Source organism: Chthoniobacter flavus Ellin428 (assembly GCF_000173075.1).
Classification (GTDB): domain Bacteria; phylum Verrucomicrobiota; class Verrucomicrobiia; order Chthoniobacterales; family Chthoniobacteraceae; genus Chthoniobacter; species Chthoniobacter flavus.
In genome coordinates this window covers 56,221-82,487 of the sequence record NZ_ABVL01000020.1, presented here as the reverse complement: position 1 = coordinate 82,487, position 26,267 = coordinate 56,221, and the positions used below count along the sequence as shown (strand labels likewise).

The 26,267-nt window shown below is 59.8% G+C and carries 14 protein-coding genes; 8 read left to right on the top strand and 6 right to left on the bottom strand.

Features of this window, described 5'->3' with window-relative positions; genetic code table 11:
• Positions 1 to 105: 105 nt before the first annotated feature.
• The 4 genes from CFE428DRAFT_RS24690 (at position 106) to CFE428DRAFT_RS24670 (ending at position 11,326) form a co-directional block, all read left to right on the top strand.
• Positions 106 to 7,857 carry a DUF1800 family protein gene (locus CFE428DRAFT_RS24690; RefSeq protein WP_006982404.1) on the top strand — a complete coding sequence of 2,584 codons (7,752 nt, stop codon included), beginning with the start codon at positions 106 to 108 and terminating at the stop codon, positions 7,855 to 7,857.
• Entirely contained in the window at positions 7,817 to 9,103 is a 1,287-nt protein-coding gene (locus CFE428DRAFT_RS24685) for a hypothetical protein (protein WP_006982403.1), read from the top strand. Before CFE428DRAFT_RS24690 ends, CFE428DRAFT_RS24685 begins: the two co-directional genes overlap by 41 nt.
• A 7-nt stretch (positions 9,104 to 9,110) precedes the next feature.
• Entirely contained in the window at positions 9,111 to 10,685 is a 1,575-nt protein-coding gene (locus tag CFE428DRAFT_RS24680; protein WP_006982402.1) for a DUF1501 domain-containing protein, read from the top strand.
• 329 nt (positions 10,686 to 11,014) lie between these two features.
• Positions 11,015 to 11,326: a type II secretion system protein GspG gene (locus CFE428DRAFT_RS24670; protein ID WP_042725732.1), complete on the top strand. Its 312-nt coding sequence runs from the start codon at positions 11,015 to 11,017 to the stop codon at positions 11,324 to 11,326.
• A gap of 188 nt (positions 11,327 to 11,514) precedes the next feature.
• Here the strand turns inward: CFE428DRAFT_RS24670 and CFE428DRAFT_RS37735 are convergent, their stop codons facing one another.
• The 4 genes from CFE428DRAFT_RS37735 to CFE428DRAFT_RS36140 form a co-directional block, all read right to left on the bottom strand.
• A complete protein-coding gene (locus tag CFE428DRAFT_RS37735; protein WP_006982400.1) occupies positions 11,515 to 12,309 on the bottom strand; it encodes a DNRLRE domain-containing protein in 795 nt (264 codons plus the stop codon).
• 36 nt (positions 12,310 to 12,345) lie between these two features.
• Entirely contained in the window at positions 12,346 to 14,769 is a 2,424-nt protein-coding gene (locus CFE428DRAFT_RS34430) for a PQQ-dependent sugar dehydrogenase (protein ID WP_006982399.1), read from the bottom strand.
• 64 nt (positions 14,770 to 14,833) lie between these two features.
• Positions 14,834 to 15,517, bottom strand: coding sequence for a PEP-CTERM sorting domain-containing protein (locus CFE428DRAFT_RS24655; RefSeq protein ID WP_006982398.1), 684 nt, complete (start codon positions 15,515 to 15,517; stop codon positions 14,834 to 14,836).
• Between the two features lie 37 nt (positions 15,518 to 15,554).
• Complete coding sequence (locus CFE428DRAFT_RS36140; RefSeq protein ID WP_083805328.1) at positions 15,555 to 16,577, bottom strand: TIGR02597 family protein; 1,023 nt, start codon at positions 16,575 to 16,577, stop codon at positions 15,555 to 15,557.
• A 463-nt stretch (positions 16,578 to 17,040) separates the two neighbouring features.
• Between CFE428DRAFT_RS36140 and vccB the strand changes: the two genes are divergently transcribed.
• The 4 genes from vccB to vccD are packed head-to-tail and all read left to right on the top strand — an operon-like array spanning position 17,041 to position 23,517.
• Positions 17,041 to 17,592, top strand: coding sequence for a Verru_Chthon cassette protein B (vccB, locus tag CFE428DRAFT_RS24645; RefSeq protein ID WP_006982396.1), 552 nt, complete (start codon positions 17,041 to 17,043; stop codon positions 17,590 to 17,592).
• 3 nt (positions 17,593 to 17,595) lie between these two features.
• On the top strand, positions 17,596 to 18,780 hold the full coding sequence (locus CFE428DRAFT_RS24640) for a prepilin-type N-terminal cleavage/methylation domain-containing protein (protein ID WP_006982395.1): 1,185 nt from the start codon (positions 17,596 to 17,598) through the stop codon (positions 18,778 to 18,780).
• Between the two features lie 13 nt (positions 18,781 to 18,793).
• Complete coding sequence (gene vccA, locus CFE428DRAFT_RS24635) at positions 18,794 to 22,852, top strand: Verru_Chthon cassette protein A (protein WP_157447621.1); 4,059 nt, start codon at positions 18,794 to 18,796, stop codon at positions 22,850 to 22,852.
• A gap of 14 nt (positions 22,853 to 22,866) precedes the next feature.
• Complete coding sequence (vccD, locus tag CFE428DRAFT_RS24630) at positions 22,867 to 23,517, top strand: Verru_Chthon cassette protein D (RefSeq protein WP_157447620.1); 651 nt, start codon at positions 22,867 to 22,869, stop codon at positions 23,515 to 23,517.
• 3 nt (positions 23,518 to 23,520) lie between these two features.
• Here vccD and CFE428DRAFT_RS24625 read toward each other — a convergent pair whose 3' ends face one another.
• A complete protein-coding gene (locus CFE428DRAFT_RS24625) occupies positions 23,521 to 24,150 on the bottom strand; it encodes a response regulator (RefSeq protein ID WP_006982392.1) in 630 nt (209 codons plus the stop codon).
• Positions 24,147 to 26,159 carry a histidine kinase gene (locus CFE428DRAFT_RS24620; protein WP_162145311.1) on the bottom strand — a complete coding sequence of 671 codons (2,013 nt, stop codon included), beginning with the start codon at positions 26,157 to 26,159 and terminating at the stop codon, positions 24,147 to 24,149. Before CFE428DRAFT_RS24620 ends, CFE428DRAFT_RS24625 begins: the two co-directional genes overlap by 4 nt.
• Between the last annotated feature and the right edge of the window lie 108 nt (positions 26,160 to 26,267).

The following is a 26,267-nucleotide window of genomic DNA, read 5'->3' as shown; positions in this document are numbered from 1 at the left end:
GAGTTGCTGTCATTCTCCAGCCATACCGCACCCGATTCCGGCTGCGTTCTAGTTTCCGGACCGCTTCCCCTCTCCCTCCAAACAAGCTGCCAACTCACCCTAGTTATGAGCGCAACCCACCCAACTCAAGCAAACGACCCACGGCGCAACCCATTGCTTCTCTTCCTGATCGCTCTCGGCCTCTGCTGTAGTGCTCCGTTGAGCTTTGGACAGATTGATTCCAACATCAACAAGAGCGTCTGGAAAATGCTCTACGGCGTCACCGACGCACAGATTAACAGTCCGACCTGGCTAGCGGCGGATGATGATGGCGATGGTATTAGCAATGGCGCGGAGCTCGCGGCCGGGACCAATCCCTTCCAACCCAACTCCCGGCTGCAAGTCGCCACGATCACGAGTAACAGCACCACCGTTTCGCTCACCTTCCCCACGATCAATCAAAAGCTCTACACCGCGCAGTCCACGGCCTCGCTCAACCCGCTGAACTGGCAGGCGGTAGCCGGTGTTTCCGTCGTGGGCGATGGCACTTCGAAGACGCTCGTTTGCCCGAAGGCCGCGGGAGCATTCTTCCGCGTGGTCGCGCAAGATCAATCGACCTCCAGCGACCAGGTCGCCGATTGGGCAAAAGCAGTCCTGGGTTATGCCACGGGCACTTCGATTTCCTCCCAATCCATTTATGACCACACCGCGCTCGCCAACGCCCTGGCGACGCAAAACGTGGTCACCGTCACCACCTCCGATCCCAGCGCCATCCAACCTCCGGACAGCGTCACCGCCCCAAGCGACACGGGTGTCATTACTTTCACCCGGTCCGGTTATCAATCTTTCAGTTCGATTACCGTTCCGATTCAAAAATCCGGCACCGCCATCGAAGGCACCGATTACGCGGCGCTGCCCAATTCGGTGACGTTCCCGCCGTGGGTGAACTCGGTGACATTGAATGTGACGCCGCTCTACAATTCCACCCGGACGAGCAGCACCACTCTCACCATTACCGCGCAAGCCGGTGGAGGCTACTCGCTCGGCACGCCGACCTCGGCCAGCGTCACCATTTATCCGAGCACTGTGGCTGGAGCCGCGACCGGAACGGGATTAACCGGCCAATATTACGTCGGCTCCAACGCAGCCTATACGACGAACTCCGGCGGTCTCGGCGCCGCCACGGGGAGCTATACATTTGCTCCCACCTCCTCGACAGCCGGCACGGTCACCGTCACCTACACGGGCGCGCCCGCCGTTCCCTTCGCCGTCGGCAGTCCCGTCACCCTCACCTTTACGAACGGGCCGCTTTTCCTGAGCTCGAACGATTATTACAACGGCACGTATAATATCGCCTCGGTCGGAACGAACAGCTTCACCGTCACGGCATCGGTGAACGGCGTGGCCCTGGCCGGCTCCGGCTCAGGCAATGTCACGATTAATCCATTTGCTGCGCCGACCAATGCTTCGAACTTTGGGGGCCTCGCGGTGGCCTATACCTACACGCAATCAACGGGCACCACCGGCACCGCGGTGATCTCTTATACCGGCACTCCCGCGACGCCTTTTGCAGTCAACGGCACGGTCACTTTGCAATTTACTTCGGGCAACCTGTTCACGGGCTCTGCTGTGGGAGTTTACGATAGAACTTACACAATCACGCAAGTGACCGGCGGATCAGGGAGCGGGACTTTGACCGTCGCCATTACCGGCACCGCCGTGCCTGGCAGCCAAACCGGGAGTGCGAACGCGACACTCACACCTTTTACCGCTCCCACGCTCACCCGCCTGGATCCCACCGTCGATTTTCTCTGGGGATCCGGCCAGCCCACGAACGCCTCGCTGCAAACGGGCACGAATAACAACTGGGCCGCTCGCTGGGATGGGAGCCTCTCCGGCAAGATATCGACGGTCACCATGACCATCGCCTCGCCCGGCGTGGTGGCCTGGACCAATCACGGGCTGAAGGCCGGTGCACCTGTCATTTTCAGTACCACTGGTGCGCTCCCGACCGGTCTCACCGCAGGGACGACTTACTTCGTCAGTTCCTCGGGCTTGACGGCCAACGCCTTCGAAGTCTCCGCGACATCTGGAGGAACTCCGGTCAACACCTCGGGCACGCAATCCGGAACGCAGACCGCGACGGCCGTCCTTACCCAGACATCGACGGTTACCACCACTATCGCCTCACCCTGTGTCGTCACCTGGGCCAATCACGGGTTCCAAGCCGGTGCATCCGTCGTTTTCAGCACCACGGGTGCGCTCCCGACCGGTCTGACCGCGGGAACTGCTTATTTCGTCAGCTCCACGGGCTTGACGGCCAACAACTTCGAAGTCTCCGCGACACCCGGAGGAACTCCAATCAATACCTCGGGCACACAATCCGGAACGCAGACCGCGCTCGCTTACGGCAACAGCACCTACACCTTCGAGCTTCAGGCCAACGATGGCGCCCGACTCTATGTTAATAACGCCCTGGTGATCGATGCCTGGACTCCCGGTGTCTCCAGTTACGCAGCTTATCCGCCCGGTGGCGTCGCGATCTCGCTGAACCCCTTGCTCACTCCGGTCATCCCGATCCGCGTGGAATACTACCACCTCGACGGAACTACAGCGTCGTTCAACTTGGGATGGAAGGCACCGGGCAGCAGCTCTTTTGTCAACATCCCCAGTTCGAACGTATTCCTCCCCGGCGCCGGTACCGGCGCCAATGGATGGAGCGGCTCGTATTGGACCAACATCGGCGGGAACGCTCCGAGCCCCGGAAATTCCGCAGTCAATATCTCGATCGGTACGCCGGCCGTGGTCACTTGGAATTCGCACAGCTTGATCCCGGGGACCCCGGTGGTCTTCACCAGCAGCGCGACCAATGGCCTTCCCACGGGACTGACTGCTGGAGCCACTTACTACGTGCTCTCGGCGGGTCTGACCGCCAACACTTTTGAAGTCGCTGGCACGCCGGGAGGCGCGGCCATCAACACCTCTGGTACGCAATCAGGAACGCAAACCGCCTTCAGTTTCACCGCTTTTTATGGCCTGCCGCGCTATGGCGATTACCCGAGTTCGCTGGCCAACCTAAGCTGGCCCAGCCAGCCGTCGGCGACGTTACCCAGCACGAATAACTACTCGGTCCGCTGGGACGGCTATCTCTCCCCTACCGAGACCTCAACCGTGACGACCTCCAGCGCCTCGCCCTGCGTGGTCACCTGGACCAATCACGGGCTTCAACCCGGCGCCCCGGTCGTCTTCAGCACGACCGGCGCCCTTCCGACCGGACTAACCGCGGGAACGACTTATTTCGTTATTTCGGCCGGCTTGACCGCGAATGCCTTCGAAGTCTCGGCCACGCCGGGGGGCTCTGCGGTCAATACGTCTGGCACTCAGTCTGGAACACAGACTGCGGTCGCCGGTGGCACCGATACTTACACATTCGATGTTCAGGCGGCGGATGGCGCACGGGTCTATCTCGACTTGAACCAGAATGGAACGTTCGACTCCGGCGAAACGATCATCGATGCGTGGACCGGCCAGGCCGCCAGCAGCCCGCTCGCGAGTAGCTCCTATACGCTGACTGCCGGCCAGGTATATCGATTCCGCGTCGAATACAATGACACCGCCTCGAGCAACGCGTTGGTAAAGGTACGAATGAAGTCGAACAGCACCGGCACGATGGCGCCGATTCCCGTCGGTTGCGTCCTGCGCGCCGACCCGCTTACCGGAGTGGCTACCGGCACCCTTGGCTTGTGGGCCAGCTATTTCAGCAATGCCTCGCTGACCGATCCGCCCCTTTATGCGGCCCAGGATCCGAGCACGCCCACCAGCACGAGCGTCACCTTGACGAATACCTACGGCGCTTCCAAGCCGGGCACCGGCAGCCTTGGTTCGGCCGGCAGCAACAACTATGCGGGACGTTTCGATACCTACATCAAGACAACGGTCGCGGGCCCCTATGGATTCCAATTGGTCGCCACCACTGCCGGCCGTCTCGTTTTCAACGGCACCGAAGTCATCCCCTTCACCGCCGGAACATCGACCACCACGGTCGCCAGCCTGACGGCGAGTACAGCCTATCCCGTGCGGGTGGAGTTCTATGATGTCAATGCGAACGGCTCCGCCGTCCTCAGTTGGAAACCCGGAAATACCGGCCCCTTTGTGACGGTGCCGGCGGCGAACTTCTTCCAGGACTCGGGAGCGACCACCCCTGGCGTGGTGGGCAGCTATTGGACGAATACCGCTTTCCTCGGAACTCCGTCATTCTCCGATTTCCAAACGCAGATCAGCTACAGTAAGGGCAGCGGTCAACCGGGAGATACGTGGGCGGCAGCGAATTTCTCCGCTGCGTGGGATGGCTATCTGGCCGCGGCCACTAACGGCACTTACACCTTCACCCTGCAGGCCCAATCGCAAGCGAGACTTTACGTCAATGGCGTGCTGATCATCGACGGCTGGACTACGCCCGGTTCGGCAGCGAACCCGTTGACCGGCACGATTTCTCTGCCCGGCGGCACCAACGCCCGCGTCCCCATCCACGTTGATTATGCCTCCAGCGCCACGGGAGGCTTCCTTTACGTGCTGTGGCAGCCCCCGACCCAGGCGAGTCTAACTACGCTTCCCAACAGCGCGGTGTTCCGCGATGCCACGACTTCCCAGCAAGGTCTGCTGGCGACGTACTACGCCAACACCACCCAGACGGCTCCTTATTTCTATCAGGTCCAGGAAAACAACAATCCGGAACTGAATTACTACTACGGGACGGGGCGGCCCGACCCGTCTCTGCCCTTCGACGGATTTACCGTGCGCTGGACCGGACAAGTGTTGCCGCAATACACGGAACCTTATTTTTTCACCGTAAAGAGCGATGATGGCGCCCGACTCTGGGTGAATGGGCAGTTAGTGATCAACCAATGGAAGAGCCAGGGCACCACGGAAAACATCAGTCCGCCGATCTATCTCCAGGCCGGGGTCTTCTATGACATCAAGCTCGAGTATCTGGAAAGCACCGGCAACGCCGAGTGCCATCTGAATTGGTACAGTGCCGACCAGGCCGAGCAGATCATTCCGATGGCCCGACTCTTCCCGAACATGACCGGCCTGGCGGGCGCCGGGGCGACGGGGGTAACGAGCAACACGAATGACGTGTATGTCGCCGGTTCCGGAACTCCGTATTCCTATGCCATCTCGGGAAGCAATGGACCCGGAACCTATTCCGCGAGCAATCTTCCGTCGGGACTTTCTCTCAGCGGCAATGTGATCAGCGGCACGCTGTCGACACCGGGTAATTACCAATTCACCGTCACCACCAACAACGCTTCCGGCACCAGCAGCGAGGTGGTCAATCTTCAGGTCGTGGGCGCGCCTGGCAATATTACCCGCGAAATCTGGACCGGCCTGGCGGGCCCCAGCGTGTCGGATATTCCGCTGCTCTCGACGGCCCCCAACAGCACCAACAACACGCTCACTACCATCGAGGACACCAGCGCCTACGGTAACAACACCGGCGAGCGTCTCCGCGGCTATTTCACCGCTCCCGCCACGGGCAATTACTATTTCTGGATTGCCGGAAGCGGTGGCGCTGTCGATGCCAATCACACGGTCGCGGAATTGTGGATTTCCGACAGTGATCAAGCGGTGGCAAAAATCCGGCGGGCCTACGTTTCGGGCACGACGGGCACCGGTTCGCGTGTCTGGAACGCGCAAGCCACCCAGCAGTCGCCCTGGCTATCGCTGGTCGGCGGCCAGCGCTACTATTTCGAAGTGCTGCATAACACCGGCTCCAGCGGGTCGAGCAGCACGCTTTCCGTGGGCTGGTTCTTCGATCCGACGGGCAATACGGCCAATCCCATTGCCAACGGCGCCAACCCCGCCGCCGCCACCGCCGGCGGTGTGGTCCCGAATTTTGTTCTCTGGCCTTGGGATAATCCTCCCACGCTGGCAACATCCGGCACCATCTACCTCGCCTCACTGGCTGGTCCCACCACCCTAAGCGGCATCAAGGCAACCGGTGGCGCCTACATCCGCGTCAACGGTTCCACGGGAATCGTTCACGTCAACTCTTCGGGGCTCACCTCCGGGGCCACCACCCAGCAACTCTACGCCGCTGCCGTGGGCAGCAATCCGCCCACCCTGCTCTTCGACCTGGGAGCCCAGGACAAGAACTACTCCACCCTCAAGACCTCGGACGGTGGCTATACCTGGAGCATGCAGGGGTCCGACCTCACTGCGCTGCAGACTGGAAAGGTATTCCTGGCGATCGGCACCACGAGCAACCCGATCACGGCCAACAATCCCTACGGCGAACTCACTGGCACGTTCGGAGCGGTCGCCGGTTCACAGATCGCGCCATCGTTGCCGAGTTACACTTCGCCAAGTTGGACGGATGACCATGCCACCAACGACGCCAGCAATTCGCGTTTCCTCACCCAGGCGACGTTCGGCCCCAGTCCATCGGACATGGGCTTCGTCTCGGCCACTTTGTCCAGCTCCGTGAAGAGCCTCGGCTATCGCCCGTGGATGGAGAATCAATTTACTTTGTCGGGCACCCACAATGTTCCCTACATCCTGGCGCATCTCACCGGCGATCCACAGAACCCATACTACGATACGCTGTTCTTCAATTCCTGGTGGAACAACTCGGTCAATGCGCCGGATCAATTGCGACAACGGGTGGCCTTCGCCTTGAGCGAAATCCTGGTCACCTCCGATGTGGGCCCGCTGAACAACAACGGGCGGACGCTCGCCGACTATTATGACACCCTCGTGGACTACGCCTTCACGGACTTCCGCACAATCCTCAAGCAAGTCACGCTGACTTCGGCGATGGGCGTCTATCTGAATATGCAGGGCAACTACAAGGGCAACTATCAGACCGGCCTGCACCCGAACGAAAACTACGCGCGGGAAATCATGCAGCTCTTCTCGATCGGCCTGTATCGCCTCTGGCCGGATGGCACGCTCGTCCTGGACTCCACCGGCAATCCGATCCCCACTTACGACCAAACGGTCATCACCGGCATGGCCCGCGTCTTTACTGGCTGGAATTGGGGCCAATCCCTCAACAATGGCCGCCTGCCCACCGGCACGCCGGGTTCCAATTACCTCGACCCGATGGTCTTGATTTCCACCCAGCACGAACTGGGAACGAAGATCCTGCTGGATAACGTCATGTTGCCGGCGGCAATCGTCACCAGCCAATCGGATACTTCACACGATCCGAACCCGAACCCGATCACGATCCAGTCGACGGATCCTGCCAACGGACCGGGCAACCTGGTCTCGACCAGCATCACGAGCAGTTTCGACCTCAACGGCCTGCACGATCTCGAAGCCGCCCTCAACGGGATCATGAACAGCGGCAGCGTCGGCCCGTTCATCTGCCGGCAGCTCATCCAGCGTCTCGTCACCAGCAATCCGAAACCTGACTACGTCTATCGCGTCGTTCGTGCTTTCAATGGCGAGCGCAACATCGATGGCGTAGCCACGGGGGTCGTGGGCGACATGAAAGACGTCATCCGCGCCATTCTCCTCGATCCGGAAGCGCGTAACGCCACGGAGGCCACGGCCATCGGTTTTGGCAAGCAACGCGAACCGCTGCTGCGCGTCACCGCCGCGATGCGAGCCTTCCCCGTAACGGGAATCACCAATGCCACCTACCGTGAACAAGGAGAACAGGTTATCCTCATCACCACCCCCAACCCGCACCGGCTCAGCAACAGTGACTTCGTCCTGCTCGATAACTGGGCGGATGGAGGCGGTTCGACGACTAACCTGCCTTACACCCAAGGTTATGGTCCGGTCAGCAACACGACACCGAACTATACCTACGTGGGGGCCACGCACGTTGCGACGATCGCCCGCGCCCGGTTACAAGGCCGGCGATAGCGTAAATATCCAGTTCACCACCGGCACCCTGAGCACCATCAGCCCGTTTAGCACGGTACAGACCTACGGCGTGGTGAGCGCCCCTCCGGATACCGGCACCTCGGGAAGCTTTACCGTGGACCTCGGCCCCAGCGCCCCAAGTGGCGACACATCGGGCGCGGCCTTCACTCCAAATAACTTTACAGTAAACAATACCGGCGTCAGCACGCCCAGCTATACCATCAGCGGCACAACCGTCACCATCACCTCGCCGGGTTACACCGCCGGACACAGCGTCTACATCGAGTTCACGTCGGGCAGCCTGCTCGGCGCTGGCTACGACGGCATCTACCAGGTCCAAAACGGCAGCGGCGGCAACACCAGCACCAACTTTACCGTGACCCTATCTGCGTCTCCGCCGGGCACTACCGGAGGGTTGACCCTCATTCCAAAACTCAGTGGCGGTTACACGGTGACTACGGCGGGCAATCAATCCACCATCACTTTGCAGACCGCCAATAACTTCGATGTGAAGGTCGGCGATCAGATTCAGGTGGATTTCCTGGTGACGCTGACGCCATTGGGAGCCGCCAGCCAGGTTTACACGGTGACCGCTGTGCCGGGAAATAATCTCATCACCGTCGCCAGCCCCACCGTCATTACGGCAGGCACGGAAAGCACCACCGGCATGGTAGCCTATCCCCTGACGAACAATGCGGCCAAGCGAAATGGCACGGTCCACGTCGACTACGGGACTTTCGGTATCGGCAACACGACGACAAACAGCACGTTGAACCAGTCGCCCTTAAATTCGGCGACCGTCTTCAACTTCTTCTATCCCAGCTATCAATATCCGGGCGCAATTGCGACGGCCGGAATGACGACGCCGGAGTTCCAGTTAACCGACGATTCAGACACAATGAATCTGACCAACGCGATCACCTCCAGTATTCTGACTTCGGGAAACACCTTCGGCTTCTCCTTTTGGAACGTCAATGGCAACGGCTCCGCGGCCATCGATTTGGGATCGTATCTTACGCAAGCGCAGACTCAGAATTCCGGCATCCCGGCGCTCGTGTCGGCGCTCGGAACTCTGCTCTGCGGAAATAATCTCTCCGCGGCGTCGCAAACGACGATCAGCAATTACGTCGCGAACACCACGAACTTTCCCTTCTCGTCACCCCCAACCAATTCACAAATGCGAGACCGGGTACGCGCCATCGTTCAACTGATCCTTACCTCCGCCGAATTCGCCATTCAAAAGTAATCCTCACATGAAATCGAATTACCTCTCCGAATTGCAATCCCGGCGCAAATTTATCCGCCACGCCGCCTGTGCGGCAGTGGGGTCCATCGGCATGAGCAGTGTCCTGCGCGACTTGCGCTTCATGAGCAGCGCTCTCGCCCAAAGCAATATCACCGATTACAAGGCGCTCATTTGTGTCTTCCTCAACGGAGGAAACGACGCCAACAACATGATCATTCCGACGATTCCGGCGGAATGGCAAAGCTACGCCGCCGCACGAACGAGCGTGCTGGCGATTCCGAATACCGATGGTGGACCCGCCACCGCTCAGGCCCTCACTTCGCGCAATGGCCAGGCTGGTTATCCCGCGAATGACCACCACACCTATGGTCTGCACCCGGCGATGCCGGAATTGGCGGCGTTGTTCAACAACGGACACGCAGCCGCTCTGTTCAATGTAGGGACCCTCAGCTACCCCATCACCAAGGCCCAGTACAACTCCGGGACCGTACCCAAGCCTCCGCAGCTCTACTCGCACAGCGACCAGCAGACGCAATGGCAAACCTCCATCCCGGATCAACCCGCGGTCAGCGGCTGGGGTGGCCGCATCGGCGATCTCATGACGACGCCAGTGAATGTCAATGCGGGCGGGCAAATCTCCATGGCACTCACCATCGCGGGTTCGAATATCTTCGAGGTCGGCAATGTCAACGCGGCGCCACAGTATTCCGTCTCCACAGGTGGCGCCGTCACCATTTCCGGCGTCACTGGCGCGCGACTGACAGCAATGCAGTCGCTCCTGAGCAGCGATATCGCCAGCCCGGACTTGCAAACGAAAGCCTACGCATCCGTGCTGAATCACGCCATCAACGAAGCCTCCATCGTCTCGGCATCGATTACCGCGCAAAATACGGCAAACCCCGCATTCTTGAATCGATTCCCAGCGCAGGTCGTCCCTCCCAACGGGGGAGTCCCGTTTACCTCCTCGCTCATGAACCAGATGAAAATGGTCGCTCGCTTGATCGATATCGGCAGTCGTCCGTACACCGGAGGGGGCAGCTATGGTCTCGGCATGAAACGCCAGATCTTTTTCATCCAGGTCGGCGGCTATGATACGCACACTGTGCAGACCGCCAGCGCCACGAGTTCGAACCCGAGTAACGCGACGGTCATCCTCGGCGCGCAGGCGCAACTTTTTGCTGAACTGAGCCAGACGCTCAACGTCTTCTATCAGGCCATGTCGGACATGGGCTTAGCCAACAACGTCACCGCTTTTACGATGAGCGACTTCGGCCGCACGTTCCCCAGCAATGGCTCGGGCAGCGACCATGGATGGGGTAGCCACCACTTCGTCGTGGGCGGCGCCGTCAAAGGCGGAGCGACCTACGGCAAATTGCCCACGTTGACGATCAATGGTCCGGATGATACCGGCACCGGCCGCTGGATCCGACGACGTCCGTCGATCAATATGCCGCGACCCTGGCGACGTGGTTCGGGGTCGACCCGGGCAATCTCAGCACCATTTTCCCCAATCTTGGCCGTTTTGCTTCTTCCAACCTGGGCTTTATCTAAGCTTCATCGCGGGATGTTCATCGCCGCATGAAATCGCAGGTCCGAGTCATAGTCGCGTGCGGTCTGGTGCTGATCGCCGCGATCTGGTTTGCCACGACTTCGAAACGGGACACCGCCAGCCCTGAATCCGCCATCACGCCAAAGCCGAATGGAACACAGGAATCACCCACCGGGAAATCGGCCACCGCTTCAACCTCCTCTCCTTCATCCACCGGACAGACGGCAAAACAGAAACCGGGTCCGACTGGACCCGGGCAAGTCACTCCGCCATCGTCGATCCTTCCATCCCCACCCTCCCCTGCAGCGGCCTCCACCAATAGCAATCCACCATCGAAGCCGCTTTCATATGTCGCTCCCCCCGTGCCCCAAGAAACGGCGGAAGCGTTGACCGACCTCAATAAAGTCAGCCTCATGGTGCGCGACTATCGCACCCTCATGGGCGAGAATCCGGTAGGCACCAATGCCGAGATCATGAAAGCGATCTTGGGCGCCAATCCCAAAGGAGCCAAGCTCGGCCCACCCGAAGGGCAGTCCCTCAACGGCAGTGGAGAACTGGTCGACCGCTGGGGCACGCCCTATTTCTTCCATCAACTCTCAGGCACCCAAATGGAAATCTGGTCCGCCGGCCCCGACCGGAAGATGGGCACGAGCGACGACCTCATTCAAAGGTAAAGCGGCTTAGCCTAAATAAGGTATTGAATGGCCACAAAGAGGCACAAAAAGCACAGAGGCAGGCCATGATAGGGCACGACAGCCTCACCCGAAGGGTGCCCATGTGCGCTGTCTATTGGTCCACGGAAAAAATTCCTTTTGTGCCCTTTGTGCCTCTTTGTGGCCATCCCCTGCTTCCGCTTTTAGGATTAGCGGCTCCCTCGGGCTCGGAGTCGCCGGCCACTCCACGCCATCAAACCAACCACACTCAGCACGCCCACATTGGGCTCGGGAACCAGCGAGTAAGTCAAGGTGAGCGTCGGAGGAGGGATTGAGCCGCCGGCGCTCTCGCGCGAAGCCATGCGGCGGGCGGTGCCGGGCGCACCCTCCTGATCGCTGATCGTAATGAATCCGAAATTCTGATCCGGATTTTCCAACCAGAATTGCGCGTCCGCCACGAAGTCCGGAGTGGAACCCCAGCCGATCGCTCCGGTTACCGTTCCGACGGCGGCAGAGGTGCTGGGATTGTTGGCGTAATCGGTGCCGATCTGTCCGCCCGGTGTGCCCCACGCGGCCACTCCATCCGCACCGAGTTCGTTCCAGGTCGTTTCTCCGACTTGGGCAATCCCACCGCTGTTACCACCGCCCGTCCCTTCCGTCCACGGAACCAGCATTCGGTAAAGATTGAAATCCGAATCGATCGCCCCCGCATGCTGGTCTCCGGGCGGAACTCTCACCACTGTCATCGTGAGTTCTACGTCGGTAATCACCGCGCCAACGGGTATGGAACTCAGATCGAAGCGCACCAGAGCGCGTCCCGGCGCGCCCACGCCATTGCTTCCCGTCTCCAAGGTGCTCGCGCCGAAGTTATTGTCCGGATACGCCGAAAAAATCGTGGTGTCCGCCACCGGCACCAGGTCCACGGTGGTAGCCCAAGCCGGCACGACCACGCCCGCCAGGGCGAGCGTCAGCAAAAGCGGATACCGAAAAGGGGCAAGCAGCATGGACGAGACCTGAAAGTCTTTACGGCAAAGTGATCCCTATTGCGAACGCGTAATCTGCAATCGCGAAAAATGCTTCACGGAAGAGGACAAAGTTTCGACCGCGGTGACGACTTTGACAGGCGCCTCGCCGGGCGCATCCGCCTCGGAAACGAATGCCGAGCCGGTGGGAGAGGCGCCACCGGCACTTTGCACGACCGTGGTCCAATGCGCGAGATCATCACTCGTCTGCAGTTGATAAGTCAGATCCACCGCGCGCGGATCGCGACGGAAGGTCATCATGTAAGTGGTCGTCGTTCCACTCGTGCTCGCGCTGGTTTGGAATCCCGGCGAACTGGAGTTCGCGGCGATCGGCGAAAAGGAATAAGCGTACTCGAGCAGGTTGCTCACGCCGTTCCCGTTCGCATCCGCGGTATCGCTCACAAAAGTTCCGACTGGGGTGAAGTATTGTTGCAACCAGGTTTCGCGCCGGGTGAGCGGCGGTGCGAACGAGTAGGTCAGTTGCAAGGCCGGCTGCACGCCCGCCGCACTCTCGCGACTGTCAAAACGCCGGGTCGTCTGCACGGTGGTCTCGTCTCCGATGAGCAACCAACCGAAGTTCGTCGAAGGCGTGGTCAGCCAGCCTTGGACGTCGGTCACCATCTGGGAGGAAGTCCAGGTGTAAAAGCCCGCGGTCGTGCCCACAGAAGTGGTGGCAGTGACCGTGGCCGAATGAGTGCCACCTGCGACAGCCCACGCCGTCGGCGACGTCGGATCATAGAAACGGTCCCCCCAAGTGGCATCATTCACCGTTGCCGGCGAGCCGCCGCCGGAAGACGGCCCCGAAGTCCCCTCTCCCCAACTTTGCGAGACCTTATAAAGCGACATATTCGCGGCCGTGGTTGCCGCGGTAAAATTCATATTCAGACTCAACTGCGCCGAGTTGATCACTGCCCCCGTGGGCACATTGTTGGCAATATCGAAAGCCAGCAAGCCGCGGCGCCAAGTGCCCGTGTTGGTCTCCCCCGCATAAATGTTCCCCACGGCATTACTCAGGGCGGAAGACTCTGAAAAGAGGGTGTTGTCCTGCACCGGCGCCAGCGTGATCGTCGCCGTCTGGGCCTGGACGATTTTGTAGATCGTTCCACTCGGCTGGCTGTTCGTCGGGTTCAGGCGCGGGCCACGGGCCACTTCGGTGGCGACGTACAATTCGCCATCTTCGCCTTGTCCCATGGACATGAGGAAGAACGGCACATTGCCCACCACCAAGGGACGGGAGAGCGACCAGTTGCTCGAGTCCAAAGCCAGCAAGACGCCGGCCGGAGTGGAGCTCGTGCTGGTACTGTAATCGCCGAAGACGTACTGCCCCACCAAACTGGGGATCGCGTTGCCCCGATAGACATAGCCGCCCACCACCGCCACACCAATCCGCGTCAGGCCTGGATAGTTGGTGAGGTTGGTCAGGGGATGAGCGTATTCGGCTACCGGATCGATCAATGGGCCAGGGCCACTCGGCGCCGTGCTATCATGGTTGAACGTGCCTTCTTTGATGCGCCACCCGTAATTGCCACCCGAGACGATGAGGTTGATTTCTTCCACGTTGTCCTGCCCCACGTCGCCCTCGATCATCCGCGCGCCCAGCACCGGGTCCGTATCAAACGAAAAGCGCCATGGGTTGCGCATGCCGAGGGTGTAGATTTCCTCGCGAACACCGCCGCCAGCGCCCACAAAAGGATTCGACGCCGGAATGCCATAGCTGCCGCCCGGCCCGTTCGTCCCCAAGGGATCGATGCGCAGGATCTTGCCCAAGAGCTTCGTCAGGTCCTGGGCGTTGCCGAGGTTGCCAGAGACGACGGGATCTCCCGACTGGCCACCGGTGTGCCCGTAGTCGTTGTCGTGCTGGCTGCCACCGTCTCCGACGCTGATGTAAAGATATCCATCCGGCCCAAAGCCGAGCTGGCCACCGTTGTGATTCGATTGCGGCTTGTCGTACGACAGCACCACCCGTTCGGAGGTGGGATCGGCGACATTCGGATTGCTGGCCGAGACTTGAAATTCCGAAATCGTCGATCGGCAATTGACCGGGTTCGTGGTCGTTCCCGGAGCGTTGGGCGACGGGGCGCTGTAAAAGACGTAGAACTTGTGGTAGCCGGGCATTCCCACATGGGCGAAGTCCGGATGAAAGGCGACGCTCAGAAGACCGCGCTCATCATAGTTGGGACTGAGCGTGACCATTTCCGACGAAACATCGAGAAACGGCGTCGGCAACAGCATCTCATCCTGAACGATGCGAACCTTTCCCACCTGATCACAAACGAAGAGCCGCTTGGACCCATCGGCGGCGTTCGTAATGAAAACCGGCGCGATTAACTGACCACTACTGATCGTCTTGAGGGAAAGCGCCGGCGGAGTGGCCGCCACGCCCGTGGCCAAACTGAAGCCTGCCGCAAAAATTCCCAGCAGCAAAGCTCGCAGAGGCTTCATGATCAGAAGGTCATAAAAGAGAAACGGCCCGGTCCAGAGACCGGGCCGTCCAGAAAATCAGGACTTAGGAATGAACCGCCCGCCGCCGGCGCAGCATGGCCAGGAAGCCAGTGGCGCCGATCAAGGAAACTACGGTCGAAGGCTCTGGAGCTGGGGAAGCGGCGGAGAGAACCATATTTCCCGTCCCACTAGGCTGCACAGCGCCCGTATTGCCAACAGCAACCATTGTAGTCGTCGCCGAAGGGGTAGTGGAATAGGTTGTATTGTTGTTCGGACCCGCGTTCACAGGGAAGACCCACGGTTCGTTCGCGGATGTCGCGGTAAAGATACCCATCTCCGTCGCCGCACTGACGGAAGAAGCATTGAATACCCACACATACAGCATCTGGCCATTAAACGGATTTGCAGCAGCCGTATCGTCCGTCACGGTTCCCCCGATCTTATCCGCAGGCGAGGAAGTGATTGCCAGTCCCGACGAACCAAATTGGGTCCATCCACCAGCCGCTGAAATAGCCGAGAAGTTTTGCGCAATCGATTCCGACGCGTTGAACGTAAACGGAGCGCTCGTCGGATTGGTGACATTCGAGAACATGCCGACCAATACAAGATCGTTCGCGGGTAAGGCGTTTAGAGACGAATCGAGGACATTACGCGCACTCGGGCTCGCACTAAAAACAACGATCGTGCCATAGCTAGAGGCACATGCCGCAAATAGCGCGAAAAGCGAACTCAGTAAAATGCGACGCATAGAAAAGAATGTAGTTTAATGGGAGAACAGGAATTTTTCAGAAGGTTGTCGGCGCCGGCACAGTCCAGTTGAACGGATTACCTGCCCGATGCTTGAGAATAAATGCGGTGCCCGGCACAATGGCCACACTGCCAGCCGGCGCAGTAAACCCAGAATCCCACCAACCCGCAGGAAAGCCAGGCGATCCAATATAATAGAAATAGCTGATCGAAGTGCCACCACCGTAAATGGTCAATTCATCACCTGTAGTTGGGTCATCCGATGCGCGAAATTGCGATCCATCGGCCTTATAAAGGCCACTCGAATCCAACGTAAGCCCCTGCGCGGCAACAGTTCCGATTATATTTGTTCCAACATACACCGGAAACAGTGTATTGCCCGTCTTTACAGTTCCGGTCGAAACAACAGTAAGGGCACTAGAGCCCCTGCGTTTTACAAGCACTCCATCATGAGGAGCAATGACGACATTACCAGCCGGACCGGTGAACGCAGAATCCCACCAACCCGCAGGAAAGCCAGGCGAGCCGGTATAGTAGAAGTAACCAACGGAATTGGTTCCATCGTAAATCTGAATCTCGTCAGCCGTAGTCGGATCGTCGCTGGCCAGCAGGCCGAAAGTATTCGTTGCACCAAGCAAATCATTGATCGTAACGTGCTTACGAATCGCGATCGAATCACCCGCCGCCGCGAACGAACTCAAGTCGTCGGCGGTCGTCACGGAAGATGTCCCGGTCGCGGTGACATCAGACAGCGCACCCGGCTTCGATGCCGAAAAAACCTCCACGTAATATTCGCCGTTCGAACCATTGAACTGCCCCGACGTCCACGACGCCCCTGAGATAGTGATGGAAGTGCCCGAAATGGATGAAATGGTTCCCTGAAAAACGACCGGCTGGGTAAGCGTAGGAGAAATGAGACTCAACTTTGGAGCCGAAAGAGCCCCCCCATACAATGTCTCAGAAATAAATCCGACTGGAGTCGTGGTTGCCGTCGATTGACCGAAGGCCACGGAACCACAGAGCACCGACACAACCGAGATGGACAAAAGCAGCTTTTTCACAAGTTGATAATTTGTTTGGAGAGACGGGGCAGTTTTTCCTCTTTTACAGGCCTTCCGTCAAGCAGCATCTTTTATTAGCGACGGGGCATTCTGACAAGCGTTTTTTACGCTGTCCTCGCTCTCTGGGCAGCTGGCAGCCAGCAAACGTTTCGGAGAGATATCGAATAAGGGCATTCACGTACCCACTTCAGCGCGGGCATTGATCGGGTTTCGCAGCACTTCACAGGAGCCAAAGCAAGTATCGTGCTTTCAATAATATTTTCGAAATCAGCCCCGAAACAAAACTTCTACGACAGCCTCCTCCGAAAATTCGCTACCCTGACACCCCGAGATCTCCACAATCGGCACCGAACGAAGGCGCTCGATTCCGAGGCGCTGTGAATCGATTTAGCCATTTGGCTAGGTAGACAGTCCCGGGCCCGGCGGTCATTTTTTCGGACATTCCGGAAACCGTAACGTGCCGATGCCCCCCTTAGCCCATCACTCCCTGGCCAACCCGTCCCGCAATTTGCATCGCGTGCCGGATGCGCCCGTTGCCGGAATGAAACGCGGGGCGCGCGTTGGCGGCTTCTCTTTGGTCGAAGTCATCATCGCCATCGGGGTGATCGCCTTCGCCTTCATTCCCATGGTGGGCATGCTGCCCATGGGTCTCGATCTTTCCCGGCAGGCGATCGATACCACGGTCCAGGCGCAGATCGTCCAACAATTGACCACCGAGGTGCAACAGACCGACTTTTCCCGACTCGGCGACCTCGCCTCCGCCTCCACAGCCAGCCCGTACTACTTCGACGACCAAGGCAATCCAGTGACGGATCCGAACAACGCGATCTATCAAGCGGTCTTTGCCATTTCCACCAGCACTACGCTGCCCGACGCCGTCGCGACGCAGAAGCTGGCCACGGTCACCCTCTGTGTCCTGAACACGAAATCGAACCGCCACAGCAAGGAACAGGACCTGACGAAAAATCCGGATTCGAAAAAGATCACCTTTCTGGTCCCGGACAACGGTCGCTGAGCCATGTCCACGCCCCCTCCCCCCTTGAGGCATCGCGGCCGGCGATCACGGGCGGCGTTTACCCTGGTCGAATTGCTGGTCTCGATGGTCTTGCTCGTCCTCGTCGTAGCGATCGTGCTCCAGATGTCCGATCAAACCGGCCGTATCTGGCATGCGTCGGCGGCCAAGATCCAGTCGTTCCAGGATGCACGGGCCGGCTTCGAAGCGATGACGCGCAAACTCAGCCAGGCGACGCTGAACACCTATTACGACTACTACGACGCGTCCAATCACCCACGCGCGCCGCTGACCGGTTCCAATCTCGCGAATTTCACGCCGACCCGTTACGACCGGATGTCGGATCTGCACTTCATCTCCGGACAGGCCGGCACGTTGCTCAAGGACAGTTCTCCGCCCATCGTCACGCAGACGCATGCGGTCTTCTTTCAGGCGCCGCTGGGCTATTCCGTCTCGTATCAACGACTGGACAACGCCCTCAATAGCTGCGGCTATTTTTTGCAGTTCGATGACGCCTCCCAAATGGTTCCCGATCATGTGGTGAAAACGCCGGGCTATCAACCTCGCTATCGTTATCGGCTCATGGAATTGATGCAGCGCACGGAGCAGTCGGGCATCTATGATCCAGCGGCGAAGACGCCCAATTCCTGGTTCACCGACAACGCCGGCACTTCCAGTCGCGTATTGGCCGAGAATGTCATCGCCTTGGTATTGCTCCCGAAGCTATCGCCCCGCGAGGACGACCCCGGTCTCCAGGGCAAAGGCGTCTCCATCGCGCCTAACTATAACTATAACTCCCGTGTCGCCCTCGGCGCAACGAACGACGATTCCTGGCCGGGCGCCACTCCCGCGTTTCCTCCCGATTCATTTACCACCTACCCCTCGGACGGAACGACGGCCCAGGCCTCCCGGCATCATCAACTCCCGCCGACGATGCGCGTGGCGATGATCGTCATCGACGAGGCTTCCGCCACCCGTTTGCAGGGCGGCAGCGCCAACGTCCCCACAGCGATCGACCTGCACGCCACGGGGCTTTTTACCGATGCCGCCAATATGAGCAGCGACCTCCAGGCGGTGGAAGACATTTGCAGTGCGAAACCCGGCAATCTTACTGGCAACCGGCAGCGGCTGACCTACCACGTCTTCAACACAGAGATCATCATGCGCGAAGCCAAGTGGAGCAATGACTAGAACTATGAACCCAATGCAGTGCCTGCCACCGCACCGTCCGCTTCGCAGGGCCGGTGTCGCGCTGGTCATCGTCCTCGGCATGCTGGTCTTGATCGCCGTGCTCATCGTGGCCTTTCTGAGCAGCGTCTCGCTCGAGTTACGCTCCGCGAAGAGTTATGCCTCGGAATCGGATGCCCGCGCCCTCGCCGATTCCGCGGTGAACATCGTCATCTCGCAGATTCAGGACGCCACCGGCACCCCATCCCTCGCCTGGGCCTCTCAACCGGGCATGATCCGAACCTACGACAACACCGGCACCGAGACGACCGATTACAAACTCTATTCCTCAAACAAGTTGCGGGTCGATGGCGGCTTCGATGCCAATGCCAATCTCTCCAAGGAAATACCCACCGATTGGTCGAGCGCGGCCAACGCCAATCTCTATACCGACCTGAACCAACCGGTCACCGTGACCATCGGCAGCACCGCGTCGCAACATTACCCCATCCTCGATCCCTCCGCGGTGGCTTCCGCGCAGGATAGCAATACGGCCCTCGACGGAGGAACCAACCCGGTCCCAGGCTGTTTCCTGAATTCCACCAATGCGCCGATCGGCGCCAGCGCGAGTCAGACCAATCCTCTGCCCCTGCCCGTGCAATGGATGTATGTCTTGAAAAACGGCGCCGTCGTCGCCATCGACCCGGCGACCAAAAAAATCCCGGGCACCGGACAGAACCTGCCCGACGGCACGGTGAATACCATCGTCGGCCGGATCGCTTATTGGACCGATGACGAGACGTGCAAAGTCAACGTCAACACCGCTTCGGAAGGCACCTATTGGGATCGTCCATGGGTGGCGCAAGGCACCGCTCCCTATCTCTACGAGAGAAATCTCGCCTTCAATCGACCCGCGCAAAATGAATTTCAACGCTACCCGGGGCATCCGGCGATGACCTGCCTGAGCGCGGTTTTTCCGGCGCTGTCGGGCGAGAGTCCCCTCGATTACGACAAACGCATTTACGGCATCATCCCGCGCGTCGTCGATGGCGGCAGCGAAGCGGGGACGGTGCAGGTCGATCAAACTACGGCGCCGCTCGTCCCCGACACTGACCGGTTGTTTGCCTCGGTGGATGAATTTCTCTTCCAGGCTTCCGCGGGACCGCGCCAGCCCAATCTCAAGGGCCCGAACACCCCATTCACCGAGGAGGACGTCGACCGCGCGCGCTTCTTCCTCACGACGAACAGTTGCGCGCCCGAGGTGAATCTTTTCAACAAGCCGCGCATCTGTCTGTGGCCGTTGCAGGCCAATACGGCCAACGTCGACGACGCGGCGCATGCCTCCAATCGCAATGCGGCCGACAAGTTGATCGCCTTCTGCTCCACGATCGGAAAGAAACCCTACTATTTTCAGCGCTACAATACTTACACCTCGCCCACCCAGAGTCCCATCCCGAGCAGCCAGAGCCCGACGATGGATTGGACAAATGTCCCTCGCAACCAGGAGCTCTACTCCTACCTGCAATCGCTCACTGGACAGTCGATCCCTGGACTCGGTGGTATCTTTGGCGGCGCCAACGGCAAATACAACGCGGCCACCCGTGATCAAATTCTCACGGAGATCTTCGACTTTATCCGCAGTAACGTAAACACGTTCAGCACCGCGGGGACACCGAGTTACTATTACACGCCTTTTGATCCCAAGGGTTTTGTCAAAGGCCAATCCCAGGTCGTCCCCCTGGTCCTCCCCAATGGCACCAAAGGATTCGGTCGCTTCTCCACCGTCACCGAGGCGGCGTTGGTTTTCTATCGGAAGGATAAACTGGTGGTCAGCGGACCGACCGTGCCAAACGGGTCGGTCATCCTCCCGGGAAACTCCCCCGTCGTCGTCCCCGGCAAGCAACCCGGAACGATCATTCACTATTCGGACTTTGATTCCGACGCAAACATCGGCGTGGTCTTGATTCTGGAGCCATTCAATTCCACTCCTGGCCCGCCGCCGTGGACGACCAATGCGCGCTTTGTCGTCACCGGACTCGATAAATTCACTTCCGGCGGCAACTCGCTGGGATTCCCGTCGCAGGCGGTGAACATGGTCGCATCCGTCGATTCGACGATCAACGCGACCGCGCTTACCGGCCTGGAGCCGTTTCTGCAAAAACCAACCCGTTCGCCCAAGACGTTGGGAACCACGGTGGCGGAAAACCCGGACCCTGGGCTCTATCCGTTCTTTGGTAACTTCGTCACCAAAGCGGGCGATCAGACTTTCGATTTCTCCGGTGGCGACGTGCAGATCCAGATTTACCAGGGCAGCACGGGAGCCCTCGACCCGGGTGACTTGGTCCAAACCATACACATGTCGTTCCCACCGGCTACGCTGCCGGTCCCCACTTATGCGCGGACATCGAGTTATAACTCGAAAACGCTAGTGACTACCATTACCGATAACGAGACCGACTCCAACGGCAATAACTACACCTCCTACAACGACCGCCTGAGTCACATTCATGCCAAGGCGCCGGGCAATGGCCGCTACGGCATCGCTGAGGATAGTCAACACAATCCCCTGCCCTTGATCATTCTCGCCGGCACTACCGGGGATACCGTCCGCAGCGTGGAAGCCCGTTACGGCGGTCCTGCTCGCGGCGACTACCGCGTCTTCGCCGGCTTGCAGGATGTGCCCCAGGATTATTTCGAAGGGCACGGCCTGTCCGATCCACCCCAAGGCACAGCGAAGCTTTATAACGACCCGAGTTTGGCCGCCAAATTGGTCCACAGCCTGACGATCGACGGCATGGCCGGCAGTTCTGATACCAGCAGCCAGAATGGCTACTACGCTGGCGCGGGTGGGAGTGGAGACACGCGTGGAAAGCTCGTTGCGAACGTCGTCTACCCCGACCCCAATCGCGGCGCGACGATCCGCAATCGCAAGGTACCCATTGTCCCGCGTGGCTTGCCTGCGGCACTCATGGCGGATGGCCTCACGCTGGGAGACTGGGACACGGGCATCGGCGCGCAACCGGACGGTCCCTACATCAATCCCGCCGACCAATGCAGTGCCAACAAATCGCAGTCGGGCGGCATGCTCTACTACGACAGCGGCGGATACATCAACGGGGCTGGTGTCGTGGATAGCGGCGCTTCCTTCTCGCCCAACCGCCAGATTTGCTCGGCCGTCGCCTTCGGTTCGCTGCCGAGTGGCATCGACCCATCCGCACCCGAACATCCGAAACCCTGGCAGACCCTGCTGTTTTGCAAAAATCCGCTCGGCGGCCAGGCGCACCCGGGATTCGGTGTGCCGCGTTCGAGCGCCCACGGCACCGCGCCGCCTTATAGCATGCCGCCCGATCACCTGCTGCTCGATCTCTTCGATATGCCGATCGTCGAACCCTACGCGATCAGCGAACCTTTCTCCACCGCGGGCAAGGTAAACATGAATTACCAAATCGTGCCCTTCACCTATCTCACGCGCGATACCGGGATGCGGGCGGTTCTAAAGTCCACGGATGTCATGGCGATTGGGACTGGCCAGGGGGATCGTTACAAGCTGAATACCGCCGCCGCCCCCACCCAGGACTACCGCTATTCGCTCAACCTGGATGAAAAAAGCGGCACGCTGGCCGGCTTCGAGCAGCGCTTCAACAACGGCGACATCTTCCGCTCCGCTTCCGAGATTTGTGACATCTCCCTCGTGCCGAAGGACTCCGTCGACCCGGGCATGCCAGGGGTAAATCCGACTTACGCCACAATGGATAGTTGGTGGAACGGTTATCAACTCACCGGCGACAACGTTCGCGAGAGTCCTTACGGGAACATCTATCCTCGCGTCACCACGAAATCGAATACCTTCACCGTCCACGTCCGCGCCCAGTCGCTGAAGAAGATCGGGAAAACGGCGGTGGACGAATTTGTCGAGGGTCAGGATCAGGTTGTCGGTGAGTTTCGCGGATCCTTTGTCGTGCAACGCTATCTCGATCCCAATGCCGATGGCCTGGTCAAGGCGGACGGCCGCACGCCGGCCACCGAATTGGATGCCGATGCGATGGTCGGCCCGTATAAAATCCGCGTATTGAGCAGCAAAAGATTTGCTCCGTAGTGAATATGAACCGGATGAATCCACGACGATCTTTCGCGCGAGCGTTCTCGCTCGTGGAACTCATCATCGTCATTGCGATCATCCTTATTTTGATCGCCCTCATCACCCCGGCGGTGGTGCCATTGCTGCGCGCCTCCAATGTCAACCAATCGGCAGCGATGCTCATGGACGAGCTCAACCTCGCGCACCAGACTGCTCTCACCCAGAACCGCGACGTGGAGGTGCGTTTCTATCAGGTGGCCTCAAAGTCGGACCCCAACGATCTGCAATTCCGTGCCTTTCGTTCTTTTCTGCCGAACCCGCTCAATGCCGCCGCCGCACAACCGCTGAGCGAGATCCGTTATCTCCCGGAACCGGCAATCATCTCCAGTAATGCGCAATACTCGACATTGCTGGATTACGGCAGCATCGGGGGCCAGCGCGCCGGCCTCATGAAGGGACAGGAGACGCTACCGGGCAACACCGACCCGACCACTTATATTAGCTTCCTCTTCCGCTCCACGGGCGGAACCAATCTGACCCCCGTTGACCCGCCCGATGGCCGGTGGTTTCTGACCTTGTATCTCGAGAACGCGCCCAAGAATGCCGCCACGGGCATTCCGGATAACTACTTCACGGCGCTGGTCGAGCCGGTCACCGGACGAATCCGGACGTTCCGGCCGTAACGTTCACGTATCCAAGTGGATGATCCCGCGCTGCACGGCGACGATCGCGGCCTGCGTGCGGTCGGCCACGTGGAGTTTGGCCAGCGTATTGGAGATATGCAGCTTCACCGTCGCTTCCGACATGTGCAACGCCGCGGCGATTTCCTTGTTGCTCAGACCAGCGACGATGTGGTGCAGGACCTGGTGCTCGCGCGGAGTGAGCGCGTCCCGCGTCCGGCGAGAGGCCAGCTTGCTGGCGATCGGCGCAGGGAAATACGTCTCCCCTCCGACAACACAGCGGATCGCTTCGAGAACTTCCTCCACCTCGGCGGATTTCGAGACATAGCCCATCGCCCCGGCCTCGACCGCCCGCCAGATGTCCTCCTCTCCTTCGAAGACCGAAAGGACAACGACCCGCGCGTCCGGAAATTCCGTGCGCAGATGCGCGGTGCTCTCCGCGCCATCGGCGCCAGGCAGGCGAAAATCCATCGTCACCACATCGGGCTGATGCTTGCGATACTGCTCGAGACATTGCGTGCCGTTGGCGGCCTCACCTACGAGGGTGAGATCCCGTTCGCCGGCGATTGCTTCCACCAGACCGAGCCGCATCATAGCATGATCGTCGACGATCAAGACGCGAATTTTTCGTTTCATAAAACTGTTCCGTTGGGGTGGCCATTCCACGCCATCTCCACGGCGGCGATCGGCACGACCGCGCGAATCGTCGTGCCCGCTCCCGGCGCGCTGTCGACGGTCAGCGTAGCGTGAATCTTATTCGCTCGCTCGCGAATGCCGAGAATGCCGAAATGTCCGCGCGGCGCGGGCGCCGCGGGATCAAAACCGCGCCCATCGTCGCGCACCTCCAGCGTTACGGCGTCAGCCAGGTATTCCAAGTGAACGCGAATCTCCTTCGGCGCGGCATGTTGCACGGCGTTGGCCACGGCCTGTTGCGCGATTCGCAGAATGTGGATCTCCACCGGGCCGGCCAGACTGCGCGCGCGACCTCTGGCCTCAAACGAAAGCCGCGCACCGCTCCCCTCGACCAGCGGCGCGAGCGTTTCTTCCAATGCCCCGGGCAGGCCGCGCTGTTCCAGCGCCACGCTGCGTAGATCGCGGATCGAGGTGCGCGCTTCTTCGCGGCAGTGGCGTAGCATTCGTTCCGCGAGTTCGATCGCCGTGCCCGCCTGTTCAGGCATATTCAGGAGACGCTGGCGGGCATTGCGCAACTGGACGGAAAGCCCTGCGAGTTCCTGTTCGATGGTGTCATGCAATTCCCGCGCGATACGCTGCCGTTCATCCTTGATCACCGCTCGCTCGATCTGCGTGGCAATGGTCTTCGTTTGCTCCGTGACCCGGCGGCGCAACAGCGCAGCCCATACGATCGCCATCAACGCCAGGCCGGCGATGAAGCCCAGTGCCCAGAACAACCGGCGCAGCGTCCACCACGGGGCTCGTTGCAGAATCGAAATGCCATTTTCCTTTTGCAGATGGAGTCGAAAACCGTCGACCGCCGAAGCAAACGGCAACGGATGCGTGGTGGTGAGTTCGCAAATGCCGGTGAGCCGCACCTTGTCATTGGCGGCGAGATCCGGCGGCAGGGTGGCGTGATCGGCCAGCACCGCCTCGAAAAACCATTTGTCCGTGCGGCACTGCAGCACCACATCTCCCGCCGGTCCGTCGCGGCGCGTGAGGAAATCGGCATCCACCGTCACGAACTCGGCCTGCTGGCGGACGATCTCTTCCCGCGAAAGGTCGAGCGGTTGCGGCGCGGGAGGGGCGGTGTGATTCAGGGTCGTGATCTGGGTCGCACGGAAGATGGGCCGGAAGGGCGCCACCGTGGCAAATCCCTCCGCCTCCACGACGGTGCCCGGAGCGTACTCATCGGCGCCCGAGGTGCGCACGAGCATGCTGCCATCATCACTCCGCAAGTAAAAGCCGTCGCTTCCGTCATGAGTGACGATGCCACGCACGCGCACTCGGGAACGCGAAGTGGCATCGCTGCGCAGCAATTCATTGATCGCGCGCAGTTGCGGCTCTTCTTCGGATTGGAGGTTCTCGGTGGGGATGATCTGGTTGAACGATGGCACGAAAAAATGGCGGGCCGTCAATTGCCGGTGCCCGTTGAAGACGCTGCCCAATACCCCGCGCACGATGACCGGTCGTTGCATCAACGCTTTGGCCTGCTCCATGCCATGCTCTTCATGCGGCATGATGAGTTTCACCGTCCATCCGGCGATTTCCGCGACCAGCACGAATTCATCGGATTTTTCCAGGCCGGTGATCGTGGCCGGCACTTGCACCCACTGGCAGTCGAGCGCCGGGGAAAACAATTCGCTGCTGTCGATGTGCAGCGGTTCCGGCAATTTCCCTTCGCCGAGCACGGTGATGTGCCGCCCTTCGATGATGGGAAGAAAGCCGCCGGGCTGGGTCACTCCATCGATGCGCACCCGGGTGCCGGTGGAATATTGCGGCCGCTCCTGCGGGTTGTCGGTGAGGCTCACGAAGATGCCTTCATGGCCATCGTGCAGCAATAGACTCGGCCGCGGCGGGTCGCAAAAGGTGATCGTGCCCTCGATGGAAACGGGCCGGCCCTGCGCCGCCTCCTCGGGCGACAACGCGCGCACACGAGTGATGGAGGTCAACGGCTCAACGGCGCTGCTCACGCACGCGATGAGAAAGAAAACTAGGAAAAGGATTCGGGGGAACAAATGGAGGTGACCCACGCTACACGGAATCAGCGAAGAAAGAATTAGCCATTTGTCTAGGTAGGC